16 protein-coding genes are annotated in these 15,194 nt (G+C 67.0%); 4 read left to right on the top strand and 12 right to left on the bottom strand.

Going from position 1 to position 15,194, the window contains the following annotated elements; translation table 11 throughout:
* The first annotated feature begins 286 nt into the window (after positions 1-286).
* From JO059_RS08380 to mmsB, 3 genes are read left to right on the top strand one after another with little or no spacing between them, the layout of a single operon-like run.
* On the top strand, positions 287-1,807 hold the full coding sequence (locus JO059_RS08380; RefSeq protein WP_293315631.1) for a CoA-acylating methylmalonate-semialdehyde dehydrogenase: 1,521 nt from the start codon (positions 287-289) through the stop codon (positions 1,805-1,807).
* Positions 1,808-1,813: 6 nt separating this feature from the next.
* Complete coding sequence (locus tag JO059_RS08375; RefSeq protein ID WP_293315630.1) at positions 1,814-2,992, top strand: acyl-CoA dehydrogenase family protein; 1,179 nt, start codon at positions 1,814-1,816, stop codon at positions 2,990-2,992.
* A 10-nt stretch (positions 2,993-3,002) separates the two neighbouring features.
* The gene (gene mmsB, locus JO059_RS08370) at positions 3,003-3,896 is read left to right on the top strand and encodes a 3-hydroxyisobutyrate dehydrogenase (RefSeq protein WP_293315629.1); all 894 of its coding nucleotides are present in this window, start codon (positions 3,003-3,005) and stop codon (positions 3,894-3,896) included.
* Between the two features lie 36 nt (positions 3,897-3,932).
* Here the strand turns inward: mmsB and JO059_RS08365 are convergent, their stop codons facing one another.
* From JO059_RS08365 to secY, 11 genes are all read right to left on the bottom strand, one after another.
* Positions 3,933-4,481, bottom strand: a complete 549-nt coding sequence (locus tag JO059_RS08365; RefSeq protein ID WP_293315628.1) for a TIGR03086 family metal-binding protein — start codon at positions 4,479-4,481, stop codon at positions 3,933-3,935.
* Between the two features lie 28 nt (positions 4,482-4,509).
* A complete protein-coding gene (locus tag JO059_RS08360; protein ID WP_293315627.1) occupies positions 4,510-5,022 on the bottom strand; it encodes a MarR family transcriptional regulator in 513 nt (170 codons plus the stop codon).
* An 8-nt stretch (positions 5,023-5,030) separates the two neighbouring features.
* On the bottom strand, positions 5,031-6,095 hold the full coding sequence (locus JO059_RS08355) for an aminotransferase class I/II-fold pyridoxal phosphate-dependent enzyme (protein WP_293315626.1): 1,065 nt from the start codon (positions 6,093-6,095) through the stop codon (positions 5,031-5,033).
* On the bottom strand, positions 6,095-7,114 hold the full coding sequence (locus tag JO059_RS08350) for a ketoacyl-ACP synthase III family protein (protein ID WP_293315625.1): 1,020 nt from the start codon (positions 7,112-7,114) through the stop codon (positions 6,095-6,097). Before JO059_RS08350 ends, JO059_RS08355 begins: the two co-directional genes overlap by 1 nt.
* 22 nt (positions 7,115-7,136) lie before the next feature.
* Positions 7,137-7,793: an SRPBCC family protein gene (locus JO059_RS08345; protein ID WP_293315624.1), complete on the bottom strand. Its 657-nt coding sequence runs from the start codon at positions 7,791-7,793 to the stop codon at positions 7,137-7,139.
* Entirely contained in the window at positions 7,774-9,531 is a 1,758-nt protein-coding gene (locus JO059_RS08340) for a thiamine pyrophosphate-binding protein (RefSeq protein ID WP_293315623.1), read from the bottom strand. Before JO059_RS08340 ends, JO059_RS08345 begins: the two co-directional genes overlap by 20 nt.
* 48 nt (positions 9,532-9,579) lie before the next feature.
* Positions 9,580-10,350 (bottom strand): zf-HC2 domain-containing protein, encoded by a 771-nt coding sequence (locus JO059_RS08335; protein ID WP_293315622.1) that lies wholly within the window; start codon positions 10,348-10,350, stop codon positions 9,580-9,582.
* A gap of 90 nt (positions 10,351-10,440) precedes the next feature.
* On the bottom strand, positions 10,441-10,986 hold the full coding sequence (locus JO059_RS08330) for a sigma-70 family RNA polymerase sigma factor (protein ID WP_293315621.1): 546 nt from the start codon (positions 10,984-10,986) through the stop codon (positions 10,441-10,443).
* 45 nt (positions 10,987-11,031) lie between these two features.
* Positions 11,032-11,832 carry a type I methionyl aminopeptidase gene (gene map / locus JO059_RS08325; RefSeq protein ID WP_293315620.1) on the bottom strand — a complete coding sequence of 267 codons (801 nt, stop codon included), beginning with the start codon at positions 11,830-11,832 and terminating at the stop codon, positions 11,032-11,034.
* Between the two features lie 19 nt (positions 11,833-11,851).
* Positions 11,852-12,397, bottom strand: coding sequence for an adenylate kinase (locus tag JO059_RS08320; protein WP_293315619.1), 546 nt, complete (start codon positions 12,395-12,397; stop codon positions 11,852-11,854).
* Positions 12,394-13,719, bottom strand: coding sequence for a preprotein translocase subunit SecY (gene secY / locus JO059_RS08315; RefSeq protein WP_293315618.1), 1,326 nt, complete (start codon positions 13,717-13,719; stop codon positions 12,394-12,396). The genes JO059_RS08320 and secY overlap by 4 nt, the downstream gene beginning before the upstream one ends.
* Positions 13,720-13,931: 212 nt before the next feature.
* Here secY and JO059_RS08310 point away from each other — a divergent pair, with 212 nt between their 5' ends.
* On the top strand, positions 13,932-14,840 hold the full coding sequence (locus JO059_RS08310; RefSeq protein ID WP_293315617.1) for a class I SAM-dependent methyltransferase: 909 nt from the start codon (positions 13,932-13,934) through the stop codon (positions 14,838-14,840).
* A gap of 10 nt (positions 14,841-14,850) precedes the next feature.
* On the opposite strand, the gene JO059_RS08305 is transcribed toward JO059_RS08310, so the two are convergent.
* Positions 14,851-15,194, bottom strand: a 344-nt coding sequence (locus tag JO059_RS08305; protein WP_293315616.1) for a GNAT family N-acetyltransferase, incomplete at its 5' end; no start/stop codon positions are given.

Here is a 15,194-nt window from a genome sequence, read left to right as displayed (position 1 = left end):
GTCGAGGATCTGGCGATACATACTGGCACCTTCCGGCCGAGCGGTGGCATGGATGTCGCGAAGCGTGATTGCCCGTTCACTATCTTGACCACCGCCGAAGCGCCTTGGAAGCTTCCCGGCGGAGGAAAGAGGAATCGCTCGCAGCGGACGGTCCCTCCAGTTCGTCCCGGAGTTGATCCGCCTGGCCACCGCCGGATCGGGCGAGTGGTTCCGCACCTCCTTGCCGCTGCCGGATGCGGTTACTAGGATATCCAAGTATCCGACGAAACTTCAGCCAAGGGTACTCATGACCACTCAGATCCCGCACTTCATCGAGGGCAAGCGCACCGCCGGGCAGTCGGTCCGCACCGCCGACGTCTTCAACCCGAGCACCGGCGAGGTGCAGGCGAAGGTCCCGATGGCCGGCAAGGCCGACGTCGACGCCGCGGTGGCTTCGGCCGTCGAGGCCCAAAAGGATTGGGCCGCATGGAATCCACAGCGCCGAGCCCGGGTGATGATGCGGTTCATCGACCTGGTCAACGACCGCACCGACGAACTGGCCGAGTTGCTGTCCCTCGAGCACGGCAAGACGCTGGCCGACGCGCGCGGTGACATCCAGCGCGGCATCGAGGTGATCGAGTTCTGCATCGGGATCCCCCACCTGCTCAAGGGCGAGTACAGCGAGGGCGCGGGACCGGGTATCGACGTCTACTCCTTGCGTCAGCCCCTCGGTGTGGTCGCCGGCATCACCCCATTCAACTTTCCGGCGATGATCCCGCTGTGGAAGGCAGGCCCGGCGCTGGCATGCGGTAATGCCTTCGTGCTCAAGCCAAGCGAGCGGGACCCGTCGGTTCCGGTGCGATTGGCCGAGCTGTTCATCGAGGCCGGCCTGCCGGCGGGGGTGTTCCAGGTCGTCCACGGCGACAAGGAAGCCGTCGACGCCATCCTGCACCACCCCGACATCAAGGCGGTCGGGTTCGTCGGCAGCTCCGACATCGCCCAGTACATCTACGCGACGGCGGCGGCGACCGGCAAGCGATCGCAATGTTTCGGCGGCGCGAAGAACCATATGGTCGTGCTGCCCGACGCCGATCTCGACCAGGCCGTCGACGCGCTCATCGGTGCCGGGTACGGCAGCGCGGGCGAGCGCTGCATGGCGATCAGCGTGGCGGTGCCCGTCGGCGAGCAGACCGCGGAGCGGTTGCGCGGCCGGCTGGTTGAACGGATCAACAACCTGCGCGTCGGGCACAGCCTGGACCCCAAGGCCGACTACGGACCACTGGTCACCGAGGCGGCGGTGGCGCGGGTGCGCGACTACATCGGTCAGGGCGTGGAGGCGGGCGCCGAATTGGTGATCGACGGCCGCGAGCGTACCAGCGACGAGCTCGCCTACGGTGACGCCAGCCTGGAAGGCGGGTTCTTCATCGGCCCAACGCTTTTCGACCACGTTACCCCCGACATGTCGATCTACACCGACGAAATCTTCGGGCCGGTGTTGTGCATGGTAAGGGCCAAGAACTACGACGAAGCAGTGGCGTTGCCTTCTCAGCACGAGTACGGCAACGGGGTGGCGATCTTCACCCGCGACGGCGATGCCGCCCGCGATTTCGTGTCCCGGGTGCAGGTCGGCATGGTGGGTGTCAACGTGCCGATCCCCGTCCCCGTGGCCTACCACACATTCGGCGGCTGGAAGCGCTCCGGCTTCGGCGATCTCAACCAGCACGGCCCGGCCTCGATCCAGTTCTACACCAAGGTCAAGACCGTCACGTCGCGGTGGCCGTCCGGCATCAAGGACGGTGCCGAATTCGTCATCCCGACAATGGATTAGAGCCTCATGTTTACCCTCAACGGCGACGAGCGGGTCATCATCGAGACGGCGGCCGCGTTCGCCGCCAAACGTCTCGCCCCGCACGCCCTGGAATGGGATGCCACCAAGCACTTTCCGACGGACGTCCTGCGCGAGGCGGCGGAACTCGGCATGGCCGCGATCTACTGTCGCGACGACGTGGGGGGCAGCGGTCTGCGTCGACTCGACGGGGTTCGCATCTTCGAGCAGTTGGCCATGGCCGACCCGACGACCGCCGCATTCCTGTCCATCCACAACATGTGCGCGTGGATGATCGACACGTTCGGCACCGTCGAGCAGCGCAAGGTCCTGGTGCCCCGGTTGGCGTCGATGGATGTCATCGCCAGCTATTGCCTCACCGAGCCCGGCGCCGGGTCCGACGCCGCCTCCCTGAGCGCCCGGGCCGTCAAGCAGGGCACCGACTATGTGCTCGACGGTGTCAAACAGTTCATCTCCGGTGCCGGGGCCTCGGACGTCTACGTGGTGATGGCGAGAACGGGCGGCCCGGAAAATCCCGGGCCACGCGGCATATCCGCCTTCGTCGTCGAAAAGGGCACCGCAGGGCTCAGTTTCGGTGCGCCCGAGGAGAAGATGGGCTGGCACGCGCAACCCACCGCGCAGGTGATCCTGGAAGGGGTGCGGGTGCCGGCCGACGCGATGTTGGGTGGTGCGGACGGCGAGGGTACGGGCTTCAGCATCGCGATGAACGGCCTCAACGGCGGCCGGCTCAACATCGCGGCGTGCTCACTGGGCGGCGCACAGGCCGCTTACGACAAGGCGGGCGCTTACGTGCGCGAGCGGCAGGCGTTCGGCTCTCCCCTGCTCGACGAGCCGACCGTCCGATTTGCCCTGGCCGACATGGCGACCGGCCTCGAGACGTCGCGAATGATGTTGTGGCGGGCCGCCGCTGCGTTGGACGCCGACGATCCCGACAAGGTCGAGCTGTGCGCGATGGCCAAACGCTATGTCACCGACACCTGCTTCGAAGTGGCGGACAAAGCCCTGCAGCTGCACGGCGGCTACGGCTACCTACGCGAGTATGGTCTGGAAAAGATCGTCCGCGATCTGAGGGTGCATCGAATCCTGGAAGGGGCCAACGAGATCATGCGGGTGGTGATTGGCAGGGCCCAGGCCGCGCGGTTTCGGGCCGCTCAAGCGAGCGCGTAGAAGGGCAGCCATGACGGGGCTTTCCATCGCTTTCCTCGGGTTGGGCAACATGGGCGCGCCGATGTCGGCGAATCTGGTTGCAGCCGGCCACGCCGTGAACGGGTTCGACCCCGTGCCCGCGGCGTCGGCCGCGGCGGCCGCCGGCGGTGTCACGGTTTCCGACAGCGCGGCCGGCGCGGTCGCCGAGGCCGATGTCGTCATCACCATGCTGCCCAACGGCGACATCGTAAAACGTTGCTATGCAGATGTTCTGCCCGCCGCGTGTGAGGGCGCATTATTCATCGACAGCTCCACGATCTCGGTCAACGACGCCCGCGAGGTGCATGAGCTGGCGGAGTCGCATGGCGTTTCGCAGCTGGACGCGCCGGTCTCGGGCGGGGTCAAGGGCGCAGTTGCCGGCACGCTGGCCTTCATGGTGGGCGGCGACGAGTCGGCCCTGCAGCGCGCGCGGCCGGTACTGGAACCGATGGCGGGCAAGATCATTCACTGCGGCGCGGCGGGGGCCGGCCAGGCCGCCAAGGTGTGCAACAACATGGTGCTGGCCGTGCAGCAGATCGTGGTCGGCGAGGCGTTCGTCCTGGCCGAGAAGCTGGGGCTCTCGGCGCAGTCCCTGTTCGACGTCATCACCGGCGCGACGGGCAATTGCTGGGCGGTGCACACCAACTGCCCCGTGCCCGGTCCCGTGCCGACGTCGCCGGCCAACAACGACTTCAAGCCGGGCTTCGCCACCGCGCTGATGAACAAGGATCTCGGGCTGGCGATGGATGCGGTGGCGTCGACGGGCTCGTCGGCGCCGCTGGGCAGCCACGCCGCCGAGATCTACGCTGAGTTCATAGCGTCGGACGCCTCGCACGCCGACATGGATTTCAGCGCGATCATCGAGATGCTGCGCAGCTCAGGCTAATTCCCAGGCGTCCTCCAGAGAGGTGGCGACCCCGGGTCACGGCACCTTTCGCCCGAGAAACGCGGCCAGCTGATCGGCCGGGGGACGTTCGGATGAGCACGGCAGTTCGTCGCCGAAGGGCCGGCCCGACCCCCGAAACTGGGGTCCGACAAACGCGCGCACCGCGCCCAGTTGCTCGGCCGCCAATTCGGGATCGAGATTCGTGGACTGACCGGTGGCGACCGCGAGATCCCATGCGTGGGTGAGCACGTCGCTGGTGCGCATGCCGATGAACATCTGACCGGGAATCTCCCCGAACGGCAGTGTGAACGTTATGGACATCCCATCCGGCCTTGCGAAGACCTCTTGAGCCGCGGCGGCTGAGGCGCGGTGGGCCGCACAGATGTCGTCGGGCCGAGGCGGTGGTTCGTCGCTGCTGCCCGACCACATGACGACGCGCTCATTGCCGCCGATGACATGCTCGATCAGGTCGTGAATCGTCCACTCCGAACAAGGCGTCGGATCACCGAACTGCTCCGGGCGCACGTTGGCGAGAACACCGGCGAACGCATCCTGCGCCCGCTGGTGAGCAACTAAGGGATCCACTTTCGTTCCTTCCGTTCGAATTCCTCGTTCAATCCGAGAAGTCACCCGCATTGCGCCGCAACGTTTCGATGGACGACACCAAGGCCTCCGATTCGCCGGCGTCCATTCCGATGTCGGCGAACACCTGCTCGTTGAGCGTGACGGTGGCGTGCTCGACCGTGGCACGCCCGAGGTCGGTGATCTGCACCAGCGTCGTGCGCCCGTCGGTCGGATGGGCCAGGCGTTGCACCAGCCCGTCGGCCTCCAGGCGGCGGATGGCGTGGGTGACGCTGGTGACGTGAACCTGCAACCGATCGGACGCCTTGGTTATCGGCAGCGCTCCGGTCCGGCTGAACGCGAGCAGCCGCAGCAATTCGAAGCGGGAGAAACTCAGGTCATACGGGCGCAACGCCGTCTCGACGCGGGCCAGCAGGATTTGGTGGGCCCGCATCACCGAGGTCACGGCGACCATGCCCTGCGACACGTCACCCCATCCCGCGCGCTCCCAGTTGGCCCGTGCGGCGGCGATCGGATCGCGCTTCTGAGGTCGTCCTGCGCCCACGCCTTTTCTTACCGCATCCGCGGCCCGGACGGGGACTTTCCTATCGCAGACAGCACCGCCAGGGTCGACGCGCGGTTTCCGACGGTGATGCGGGCGCCGCCATCGGCGTAGCAGCGGACGCGCAGCCCGGTTGCGGCGAACACCTCATGCCACGGCCGACCCCGGCCGCCCGGTTGCGGAGGCAGGTACAGGAAGTTCGCGTGGGAATCGGTGGTGTATGTACCCAGCGCGCTCAGTCGCATCCGAAGATAGCGACGCTCGGCGTTGATCGCCTGAATGCGTTGCAGCAGTTGGTCTTCGGCCTGGTACGAGGCCGCGACGGCGAGCAGACTGGTGATCGCGACGCCGAACGGCAGCTGCTGGGACCACAGCCTGCGCGCGAGCTCAGCGGATGCCAGCGCGTAACCGATCCGCAGCCCGGCCAGTCCGTACGCCTTGGAGAAGGTGCGCACCACCATGACGTTGGGAAAACGCGCAACCAGCGCCGAAACGTCCATGCGGTGCTCGGGCGCGGCGAATTCGATATACGCCTCGTCGAGCAGCACGACGGTGTCACGCGGAACCCGGTGCAGAAACCGCGATATCTCGGCCGCGGGCTCCATCGTGCCCGTCGGGTTGTGCGGCCGGCACACCACCACCACCCGGGCGGCCGCGGCGGCCTCGGCCAGGCCGTCGAGGTCGTTGTGGCCGTGCGCGTCAAGTGGGACGGTCAACGCGGTCAGCCGGGCCATCTGCGCGACAATCGGATAGCCGTCGAAGGTCGGCGACGAGAAGGCCATCGTGTCACCCGGACTGGTCAGCGCATGCAGGGCCTGCAACACCACACCCGTCGCGCCGCCACCCAGGACAACCTGGTCGCCGGCCAACCCTATGTGGTCGGCGATCACGCCGCGCAGCCGCTCGGGCAGGAATTGCGGATAGCGGTTGGCCGCACAGATGGAACGGACGAGTGCCGAGCGCACCGCCGGCAGCGGCGGAAACGGATTCTCGTTGAGGGACAACGCGAGCGGATCGACCGCATTGGGGAACGCATCGTCGATGTCGGCCCTGAAGAGGCCGGGGACGGGTTCCATCAGCCGCGCCCGCCCCAGCGCACCGCCGCGGCGCCGGCGAAGTCGCCGGCGTGCGCGAAGGCCGCCATCATGACGACGTCGCCGGTCTTGACCTGACCGTCGGATATCGCGTGGTCGAAGTTGACCGGAATCCCGGCGCCGAACAGGTTGCCGCAGATGTCGAAGGTGTCCCGGTGGCGTTCGGGGGGCAACTCCAGCGCCTCCCGCCAGTTGCGCAGGAACGCCCGGTTGGGCTGGTTGGTGACCAGCAAGTCGATCTCTTTGGCGGGCAGGCCGATTCGGTCGCAGACTGCCAGCGCCACCTCGGGGACCTGCCGGTTGCCGCGAGCCAGCACCTTGGTGATCTTGCTTTCGGTGAAGCCGATGCTGCCCTCACCCGGTCCGGCCTGCCACCATTTTCGGGGCGGGTCGAAGGAGAGCGTCATTTCGCCGGCGTATTCGCCGTAGGTGCGGCACTCGACCCCGAGAATGGGTGACTCGTCGCCCACCCTCACCAGACCCACCGCCGCGCCGTCGCCCGGCACCGCCGACTGCGCCTTGCGGCGAATCGTCGGTTGGTCGAAGAACTGGCCGGCGGCGTTCTGGGCGATCGCGATCAGCGCGGTCCGACCCTGCCCCGACGACAGCAGTGTGCGAGCCACGTTGAGCGCCAACACGAATGCCGCACAGCCGCCGTTGTTGAGGTCGAGCACCCACGAGGGCCGCATGCCCAACCGGTGCGCGATGCCGCCGCCCTGCCCGTAAAACGCCATGTCGGGCACCTGGGTGTGGGTGATCAGCACGTCGGCGCCCTCAATGGCGTCGTGGCCGTGGCGTTCGATCAGGCCCTGCGCCGCGCGCTCGATCATGTCGATGGAACTCTCGTCGGGTGCGACGTGATGGCGGAACTTGGGGGCCCGGAACATCAGGTTGTCGCGCAGTTCGTCGGATTCGGCGAATTGCGCGTAGTAGTCCGCGCCGATCGGCTCGCCGGGCAGATAGGTGGAGACATCGATCAGGCTGACACTCGGCTTGCTCACGCTCGGCTTGCTCACGACAGGCTCACCGCCCTTCCAGCATCCATGAAGGGGTCACCGGCAGGCCGTTGCGGTGGCGGTACTCGGCGATTGCCTTGAGGTTCTTGAGTTCCAACAGATGGCCGGCGCCGAACATGTCCCAGAAGTCACCGACCCACACCGGCCGCTCCGGCGGCGCCGTCTCCGGATACGGATTGTTGTCGTAGAAGGGGTGATGGCAATTCGTCCACAGCACAACCGAACCCGGCTTGTCGAGCACCTCTTGTGCGTCGACGACGCGCATCAGATAGATCATCCACAGGTGCTTGCCCTGGTCCCACGCGCAGTGATAGTCGACGGTGCGGGCGGCGTCGTTGGTGATGGTCCGGGTGTAGATCTTGGTTTCCGAACCGAGCCGGTCGTGGGCGAGCCACAGGCCGGGTTCGTCGGTGGGCGTGAAGCCGCGCAGGCTGTACGTCCACTCCTCGAGGCTGCGCGTGTCTGCCATGTACTCGTACAGCTCGTCGGGCGGGCAGTCGATGAAATCGTTGACGGTGCAGTATTCACCGAAGACCTGGTCGTGCGGGTATACCGACCGCATCATCTCCATGATGATCGGGGTGGCCTTCTCCCGGGGACTGGTTTCGATACGGGTCACGCCTTCGAGCGGCGTGGGAATATCCTCAAGCGCTGGCAGCGACATGGGTGCGGTTCTCCTTTGCGGTTTGGGTCGACGCGGATTTCGTCAAAAAGGCTGCGAATGGCGGTATTTCGTCGGCCGCGCACTCGACGCTGACCACGGCGGGACCGTCGATCGCGAGGGCCGCGCGCATGGCGGCGCCGAGGCCGTCGAGGTCGGTGACGTCGACGGACGCCAGCCCCGGGAACATGGCCGCCAGGCCGGCGCCCAGCCGGCTGGGGCGGAAGCGGTTGTAGCTGTAGAGGTCGTCGTAGAACAGTTGCTCGCGGGTCACGCACATGGCGTGGGCGTTGTTGTTGAACAACACGAACGTCACCGGGAGCTGGTATTGCACCGCGGTATGCACCTCCATTCCGTGCATGAAAAACGCGCCGTCCCCGGCGATCACGACGGTTCGGCCGCCGGGGCGCCCGCTGCTCGCGCGACCGAACGCCATTCCGATGCCGGCGCCGAAGCTGTAGCCCATGCCGCCCATGCCGAGCGCGACGGCGAATCTGCCGTTGCGCCGCGCCGGGAGGTAGTGGATCGCCGCCGCGCCGCTGTTGCCGGCGTCGACCACGATGTCCGCCCCGTCGGGGAGGCAACCGTCAAGGACGGCCATCGCATCGCGATACCGCACACCGGGCCCTTCACACGGCGGCGGCGTCAGTTCCGTGCGCGGCACCATGTCGGGCACCCGCACCCCCGTGGGTCGTCCCGAGCCCGACAGCGCCTGAGTCAGCATGCGCAGGGAGCCGCGCAGGTCGTCGGTGTGCACGTGGGTGCATGGAACGTAGGGCGGCGCCGACCCGATCGACACGGTCCGCACCGCCGCCAGGGCGTCGTCGAGACCGGTGCGGGCGGTCACCGACAGCCGGGTGCCGATCACCAGGCAGACGGCGCTGGCCGCCAGCGCTTCGGCCACCCCAGGGTGGCCCATGACGCCGGTCACGCCGAGCGCGGACGACGATCCGAAACCCGGTGTCCCGGCGACGTCCTTCGCGTCCGGCACCGTGGCAACCCGCGCCCGCAACACGGCACGCAGCGCTTCGAGCTCGGCGCGGGCGTTGTCGCGGGCCACCTGCTCGCCGACGATGATGGTCACGGGGCCGTTCGCCTCGCGCAGCGTTCCCACGATCGGCTCCGGGTTGCCGATCGGACGCAGATCCAGCGTGGCGTACCCATTGTGCGAGCCGTTGCGGGCACAGTCCAGGTATCCCTGCTGAATGTCCTTGGGTAGCAACAACACTGCGGGACCGCCGGTACGCGCCGCGGCGATGGCCTTCGACAGCGCGGGTACGATGCCCGCCGGCGTCAGCACCCGCTCGCAGGACACCGATACGGCGGAAAACACCGCCTGCGCATCCAGTGACCCGTTGTTGCCGCTGGTGTCCTGGAAGCTCCCCCGGCCGTCCATGGTCGTGCTCGGCTGGCCGACCAGGGCCACGACCGGGACCCGGCTTGTCAGCGACTCGCCAAGGGCCGCTACGAGATTCAGTGCACCGCCGCCCGAGGTCGCCGCCACGACTCCCAATCCCGGCCCCGATTGCGGTCCCCGCCCGGCGCCACTGCGGCTGTACCCGTCGGCCATGGCGGCGGCGGAGAACTCGTGCTTTGCCAATACCGCGGTGATCTCGGGCCGGAAGTGCACGGCGTCGTACAGATCCTCGATGTTCGCACCGTCCACACCGAAGATGTGGTCGACACCCACCGACGCCAGGCGCTCAACGATGTGGTCGACCACGCGGTGCTTCCTCGGCATGTCGGTAACACGACGCGCGGGTACGTTCAGTTCACCGCCGACCGGGCTTTACAGCGATCGCTGCAGCAGAACCTGCCCGTTATCAGCCGAAACCACTTGCACCGCGGCGATCTGGTCGACCGGCGTGGAGATGCTGCCCGCGGGCGTTGCGGTGTGACCGGGTTCGGCCACCCACGTTGCCAGCCGGGTTTGGCTGCCGTCACGACCCACCACGACCATCGCCAAGGTGTCATGGTGGGCATTGAGCGGAGCCAGACAGAAACACTTCAGATTGATCGACGTCCCCCAGTGCTGGCCGACGACCTGCACGGTCGAGGTCAGCATTGCGGTACCCACCTGCGCCATCGGCTGCGCGGACGCGGTCACCTGCTGCGCGTGTGTCGCGGAATACCCCTGAACGCCGACGAGCACGCCGATTCCCAGCACCGCCGCCGCGGCGGACGAAGCCACCCACGTAGCGACCCGCGTGCGGCGCCGGCGCCAGCGCACCGTCGCCAACAGGGACGGCAATAGCTCCGGCGACAACGCAGGTGTCTCGGAGAAAGACTCGTCGCCGCGACCATCCATCGCGGCCACTTCCGCGCGGTCGAGCTGCGAAAGCAGGGCCGGCACGCCACTCAGGTCGGCGACGGCCTCCCGGCATGCCGGGCAGCCGGCCATGTGCGTCTCGAATTCGCGGCGGTCGGAGGCCGAAAGCGACCCCAGCACGTATGCGGCATCCCACGTCGCGTAGCGGTGATTGTCGCCCGTAGTCAGGTCGAATACCTCGTTGTCAAAGGGAGGACCGATACCCCCTAGCGGCGTCCTCATGTCATCCATCTCCTGTCACCCTCCAAGCATTCGGAGCCGATGCCCGGCCGGATGGGTCCCTGAAAACCTCCGAAAAACCCCTGTAAACCCGGCGCGCTGTCATCGGGTAACCCCAAGTTCCTGCAGAGTGAGCCGCAATGCCCGCACGGCATAGTGTAATCGCGACTTCACTGTGCCTTCCGCGATGCCGAGGTCGGCCGCGATCTGCGCGGTGGTCCACCCTCGGTAGTACGACCGTTCGATGACGGCCCGATGCTCGATGGACAGCTGTGCCATCGCATCGGCGATCAGTAGCCGGTCCAGCGCCGCGTTCACCTCGTCCGGCGTCGACTGCTCGGGCGCGCCCTCCTGGTCCAGGGAGCCGACGACGTTGCGGTATCTTGCGCTGCGCCGGTCGTCGATGATCATGTTGCGCGCGACCGTGAACAACCACGCCCGCGCGGATCGCTCGGTGTCGCCGATGACCTCCGGATGCTGCCATGCGCGCAGCAGCGTCTCTTGGACGACGTCCTCCGCCTGGCTCGCGTCTCCCGTCAAGCGAAGCGCGTACCGCCACAGAACCACGGCGTGCTCGTCATAGAGCGCCTTCATCAGAACGGCTTCGGCAGCCCCGGACGCGCCCCGACTGCCGGCCACACGAGCCACTCGATCACCTCCTGCCAGCTGACACGAGTGGAGTGGGCGTTTAGTTCAAGCGACCGTGAGGATCCGCGGGCCGGCATCGGTCACCGCGACGGTGTGTTCCCAATGCGCCGCGCGCGACCCGTCGGCGGTGGTCACCGTCCACTGGTCGTCGAGCACCACGGTTTTGCCGGTTCCCAGCGTCAGCATCGGTTCGATGGCGAGCACCGAGCCGGGGGCCAGCAGGGGGCCCCGCCCGGGCGAGCCCTCGTTGGGCAGGAACGGGTCCATGTGCATGTGCCGGCCGATGCCGTGGCCCCCGTAGCCCTCGACGATCCCGAACGCGCGTCCGTACCGGGTCTCGGCGGCCTTGGTGCCCAGCTCGATGGCGTGGGCCACGTCGGTCAACCGGTTGCCGGCGACCATCGCCGCGATGCCGGCTTCGAGCGATTCCCGGGTGGCCTGGCACAGCGCGTCGTCGTCGGGATCCAGCGTGCCGACCCCGAACGTGATCGCCGCATCGCCGTGCCAACCGTCGAGCACCGCGCCGCAGTCGATGGACACCAAATCACCGGGCGCCAGTATCTCGGCGGCGGACGGGATGCCGTGGACCACCCGGTCGTTGACCGATGAGCAGATCGATGCCGGGTAGCCGTGGTAGCCCAGGAACGACGGTACGGCGCCGGCCTCGCGGATCACGGACTCGGCGATTTGGTCGAGGCTCAGGGTCGACGTCCCGGTGACCGCTGCCGCATGGACGGCCCGCAGGGCCTCGGCGACCACAGCGCCGGCCGCGGCCATCGCATCGACCTCGCCCGGGCTGCGCTGCGGCACGACCCTGCGACTACGCAGCCGCGCTAGCGCGCTCATGGTTACTTGCCCTGAATCGTCATTTGCCGAGCGCCTGCAGCGCGCGGGCGAAGACCTCGTCGACGGTGCCGACGGCGTCGACGGTCTTCAGTTCGTCGCGGTAGTACTCCAGCAGCGGCGCGGTCTCGTCGCGGTAGACCTTCATGCGGTTGAGGATGACATCGTCGGTGTCATCGGCGCGACCACGCCCCTTGAGCCGTTGCAGCAACTCGTCCTGCGATACCCGGAACTCCACCACCGCGTCGAGCTGCAGTGCTCGGCGTTCGAGCATGTCGTGCAGCGCCTGGGCCTGCTCGACCGAGCGCGGGTATCCATCCAGGACGAAGCCGTTCGCCGCGTCGGCATGGTCCAGCCGGTCGTCGACCAGGCGGTTCGTCAGCTCCGAGGGGACCAGGTCACCGGCGTCCAGGTAGCGCTTGGCCTCCATGCCGAGTTCGGTCCCGTCACCGATGTTCTGCCGAAACAGGTCGCCCGTGGAGATGTGCGGAATCCCGAGCTTCTCGGCCAGCTTCTCGGCCTGCGTGCCCTTTCCTGCTCCGGGCGCTCCCAGCAAAACGACTCTCACTTGAGGAACCCTTCGTAGTTGCGCTGCATGAGCTGACTCTCGATTTGTTTGACCGTATCCAAACCGACGCCAATCATGATCAAAACCGCCGTTCCGCCGAACGGCAAGTTTTGGACGCCTCCGCCGTTGCCGATCTGCAGGAACATATTGGGCAGCACCGCGATCACACCGAGATAAATGGAGCCCGGCAAAGTGATCCTGTTCAGCACATAACGCAGGTAGTCAGCGGTGGGCTTCCCCGGCCTGATTCCCGGAATGAAGCCGCCGAACTTCTTCATCTCGTCGGCCCGCTCGTCGGGGTTGAAAGTGACCGACACATAGAAATACGTGAAGAAGATGATCAGGCCGAAGTAGATCGCGATATAGACCGGATCGCTCGGGTCCGACAGGTAGGTGCCGACGAATTTGTCCCACCAGCTGTTCCCCACGCCGCCGGTGCCGCTTCGGACCAGCTGGGTGATCAGGTGCGGAATGTAGATCAGCGAGGACGCGAAGATGACCGGGATGACGCCCGCCTGGTTGACCTTGAGCGGCAGATAGGTCGAGGTTCCGCCGTACATCCGCCGGCCCACCATGCGCTTGGCGTATTGCACCGGAATGCGGCGCTGGCCCTGCTCGACGAACACCACGCCGACGATGATGATCAGCGCGGCGGCGCACACGGCGGCGAAGATGACCCCGCCGCGGCTGTCCAGGATGGACTTGCCCTCGGCCGGGATGCGCGCCGCGATGCCGACGAAGATCAGCAACGACATGCCGTTGCCGATGCCCCGTTCGGTGATCAGCTCGCCCATCCACATCACAAGCGCCGCACCGGCCGTCATCACCATCACGATGACGACCAGGGTGAAGATGCTCTGGTTGGCGATGATGTCCAGCGAACAGCCCTGCAACAGCCCACCGTTGGCCGCCAGCGCCACGATGCTGGTGGCCTGCAGAATGGCCAGCGCGATCGCCAGGTAGCGGGTGTACTGGGTCATTTTCGCTTGGCCGGCTTGCCCCTCTTTACGCAGCTCCTCGAAGCGCGGGATGACCACGGTCAGCAGCTGCACGATGATGCTGGCGGTGATATAGGGCATCACGCCGACCGCGAACACCGTGAGCTTCAACAAGGCGCCGCCGGAGAACAGGTTGATCAAGGAGTAAATCTGTCCGGCCTCGCCGCCGCTGGCCTCCTTGATGCACTGCTGCACGTTCGGGTAATTCACACCCGGCGACGGCAAAGCGGCGCCGACCCGATAGAGGACGACGATTCCAAGCGTGAAGAGGATCTTCCGTCTCAGGTCGACTGTCCGCAGCGATGAGATGAAAGCCGAAAGCAACTCTTCCTCCTGCGTCCTGAGTCACGCGCCCAATACCCGCAGGCCAGGACGTACGGCCGCCCTATCTACAGCGCGTTAAATCGTGTACGAGACTAACAGCTGGTCCGGGCGGATCCGGCAAAGGGCCATCTACGGGCGCAAAGCGTAGAGTTCGGGTGGGTTATTGCCTTGGCTAATTAAAGCCTATGCCGGCTGAGTAGGTGGGGGGCAGCATGACGCGAACCGAGAAAGACACCTGGGACCTGGCCTCGAGCGTCGGCGCCACGGCCACGATGGTCGCCGCGGCCCGCGCGCTGGCCAGCGCCGAAACCGATGCCATCATCGACGACCCGTTCGCGGCGCCACTGGTGCGCGCGGTCGGTCTCGACTTCTTCATCCGCCTGGTGGACGGGGACGTGGCCCCGGCGGAGGGCCAACAGCCCGAACGGGACTTGCGGCTGGAGACCGATTCGATCGCCGTGCGCACCCGGTTCTTCGACGATTTCTTCCTCAACGCCGCCCGCGACGGCGTCCGTCAATCGGTGATCCTGGCCGCCGGCCTCGACGTTCGCGCCTACCGGCTCGCGTGGCCGCCCGGCAGTGTGGTGTACGAGGTCGACCAGCCCAAGGTCATCGAGTTCAAGACCGCCGCCATGTCCAACCTGGGTGCCGCCCCGGCCGCCGACCGGCGAACCGTTGCCATCGACCTTCGAGAGGATTGGCCGGCCGCCTTGCGCCGCAGCGGGTTTGACCCGTCGCAGCCGACATCCTGGAGCGCCGAGGGCCTGCTGATGTACCTTCCGCCGGACGCGCAGGACCGTCTGTTCGACAACATCACCGAGCTGAGCGCGCCGGGCAGCAAGCTGGCCACCGAATACCACGGGGCCGATTCCGGCCCGACGATGACCGAGCGGGCGCGGGAATTCAACCGGCGGTGGGCGAATCTGGGCTGCGACATCGACCTCTCGGAGTTGTTCTTCGACGGCGAACGCAGCAACGTTGTCGAGTACCTGGCCGAACGGGGCTGGCAGGTGGCCACTCGGCCGCGTCGGGAATTCTTCGCCGACTACGGCCGCGCCTTCCCCGACGACGAACAATCCCAGCTCCGCAACATCATCAGCCTCACCGCGACCCGCACCTAGGAGCGGGCGCTCACTGAGCCGGCTGGGCCGGCGGCGTGCGGACGACCAACGGCACCGCCGGGAAGCACCACGCCATCTCCGAGCGCGACTTGCGCAGGGCCGCGGTGCCGTATCCCCGCTTTCGGTGCTCGGGATGGATCCAGATGCGCACGTCGACCTCGCCACGGACCAGCTCGCCGAACACCATCCCGACCTTCTCGGATCCCTCCTCGGCGACGAACCACACCGCTTCCTCCGCACTGACCCTTTCCAGCGCCGAGCGGATCTCGTCGTCCAATTCTCCGGCCGGCACGCCGGAGCCGTCCCCGGCGGCACCCATCTCCTGTGTGCGCGCGCCGAAGATGTCGCGGTCCG

The sequence above is a fragment of the Mycobacterium sp. genome, from assembly GCF_019247615.1.
Taxonomy (GTDB): Bacteria; Actinomycetota; Actinomycetes; order Mycobacteriales; family Mycobacteriaceae; genus Mycobacterium.
This window is presented reverse-complemented; position numbering and strand designations above follow the sequence as displayed.

What these genes read in the sequence shown, in the direction of transcription:
- mmsB (WP_293315629.1), top strand. Translation starts at nt 3,003, where the DNA reads ATGACGGGGCTTTCCATCGCTTTCCTCGGGTTGGGCAACATGGGCGCG.
- JO059_RS08355 (WP_293315626.1), bottom strand. Translation starts at nt 6,095, where the DNA reads ATGGAACCCGTCCCCGGCCTCTTCAGGGCCGACATCGACGATGCGTTC.
- JO059_RS08335 (WP_293315622.1), bottom strand. Translation starts at nt 10,350, where the DNA reads ATGGATGACATGAGGACGCCGCTAGGGGGTATCGGTCCTCCCTTTGAC.
- JO059_RS08340 (WP_293315623.1), bottom strand. Translation starts at nt 9,531, where the DNA reads ATGCCGAGGAAGCACCGCGTGGTCGACCACATCGTTGAGCGCCTGGCG.
- JO059_RS08380 (WP_293315631.1), top strand. Translation starts at nt 287, where the DNA reads ATGACCACTCAGATCCCGCACTTCATCGAGGGCAAGCGCACCGCCGGG.
- JO059_RS08310 (WP_293315617.1), top strand. Translation starts at nt 13,932, where the DNA reads ATGACGCGAACCGAGAAAGACACCTGGGACCTGGCCTCGAGCGTCGGC.
- JO059_RS08375 (WP_293315630.1), top strand. Translation starts at nt 1,814, where the DNA reads ATGTTTACCCTCAACGGCGACGAGCGGGTCATCATCGAGACGGCGGCC.
- map (WP_293315620.1), bottom strand. Translation starts at nt 11,832, where the DNA reads ATGAGCGCGCTAGCGCGGCTGCGTAGTCGCAGGGTCGTGCCGCAGCGC.
- JO059_RS08345 (WP_293315624.1), bottom strand. Translation starts at nt 7,793, where the DNA reads ATGTCGCTGCCAGCGCTTGAGGATATTCCCACGCCGCTCGAAGGCGTG.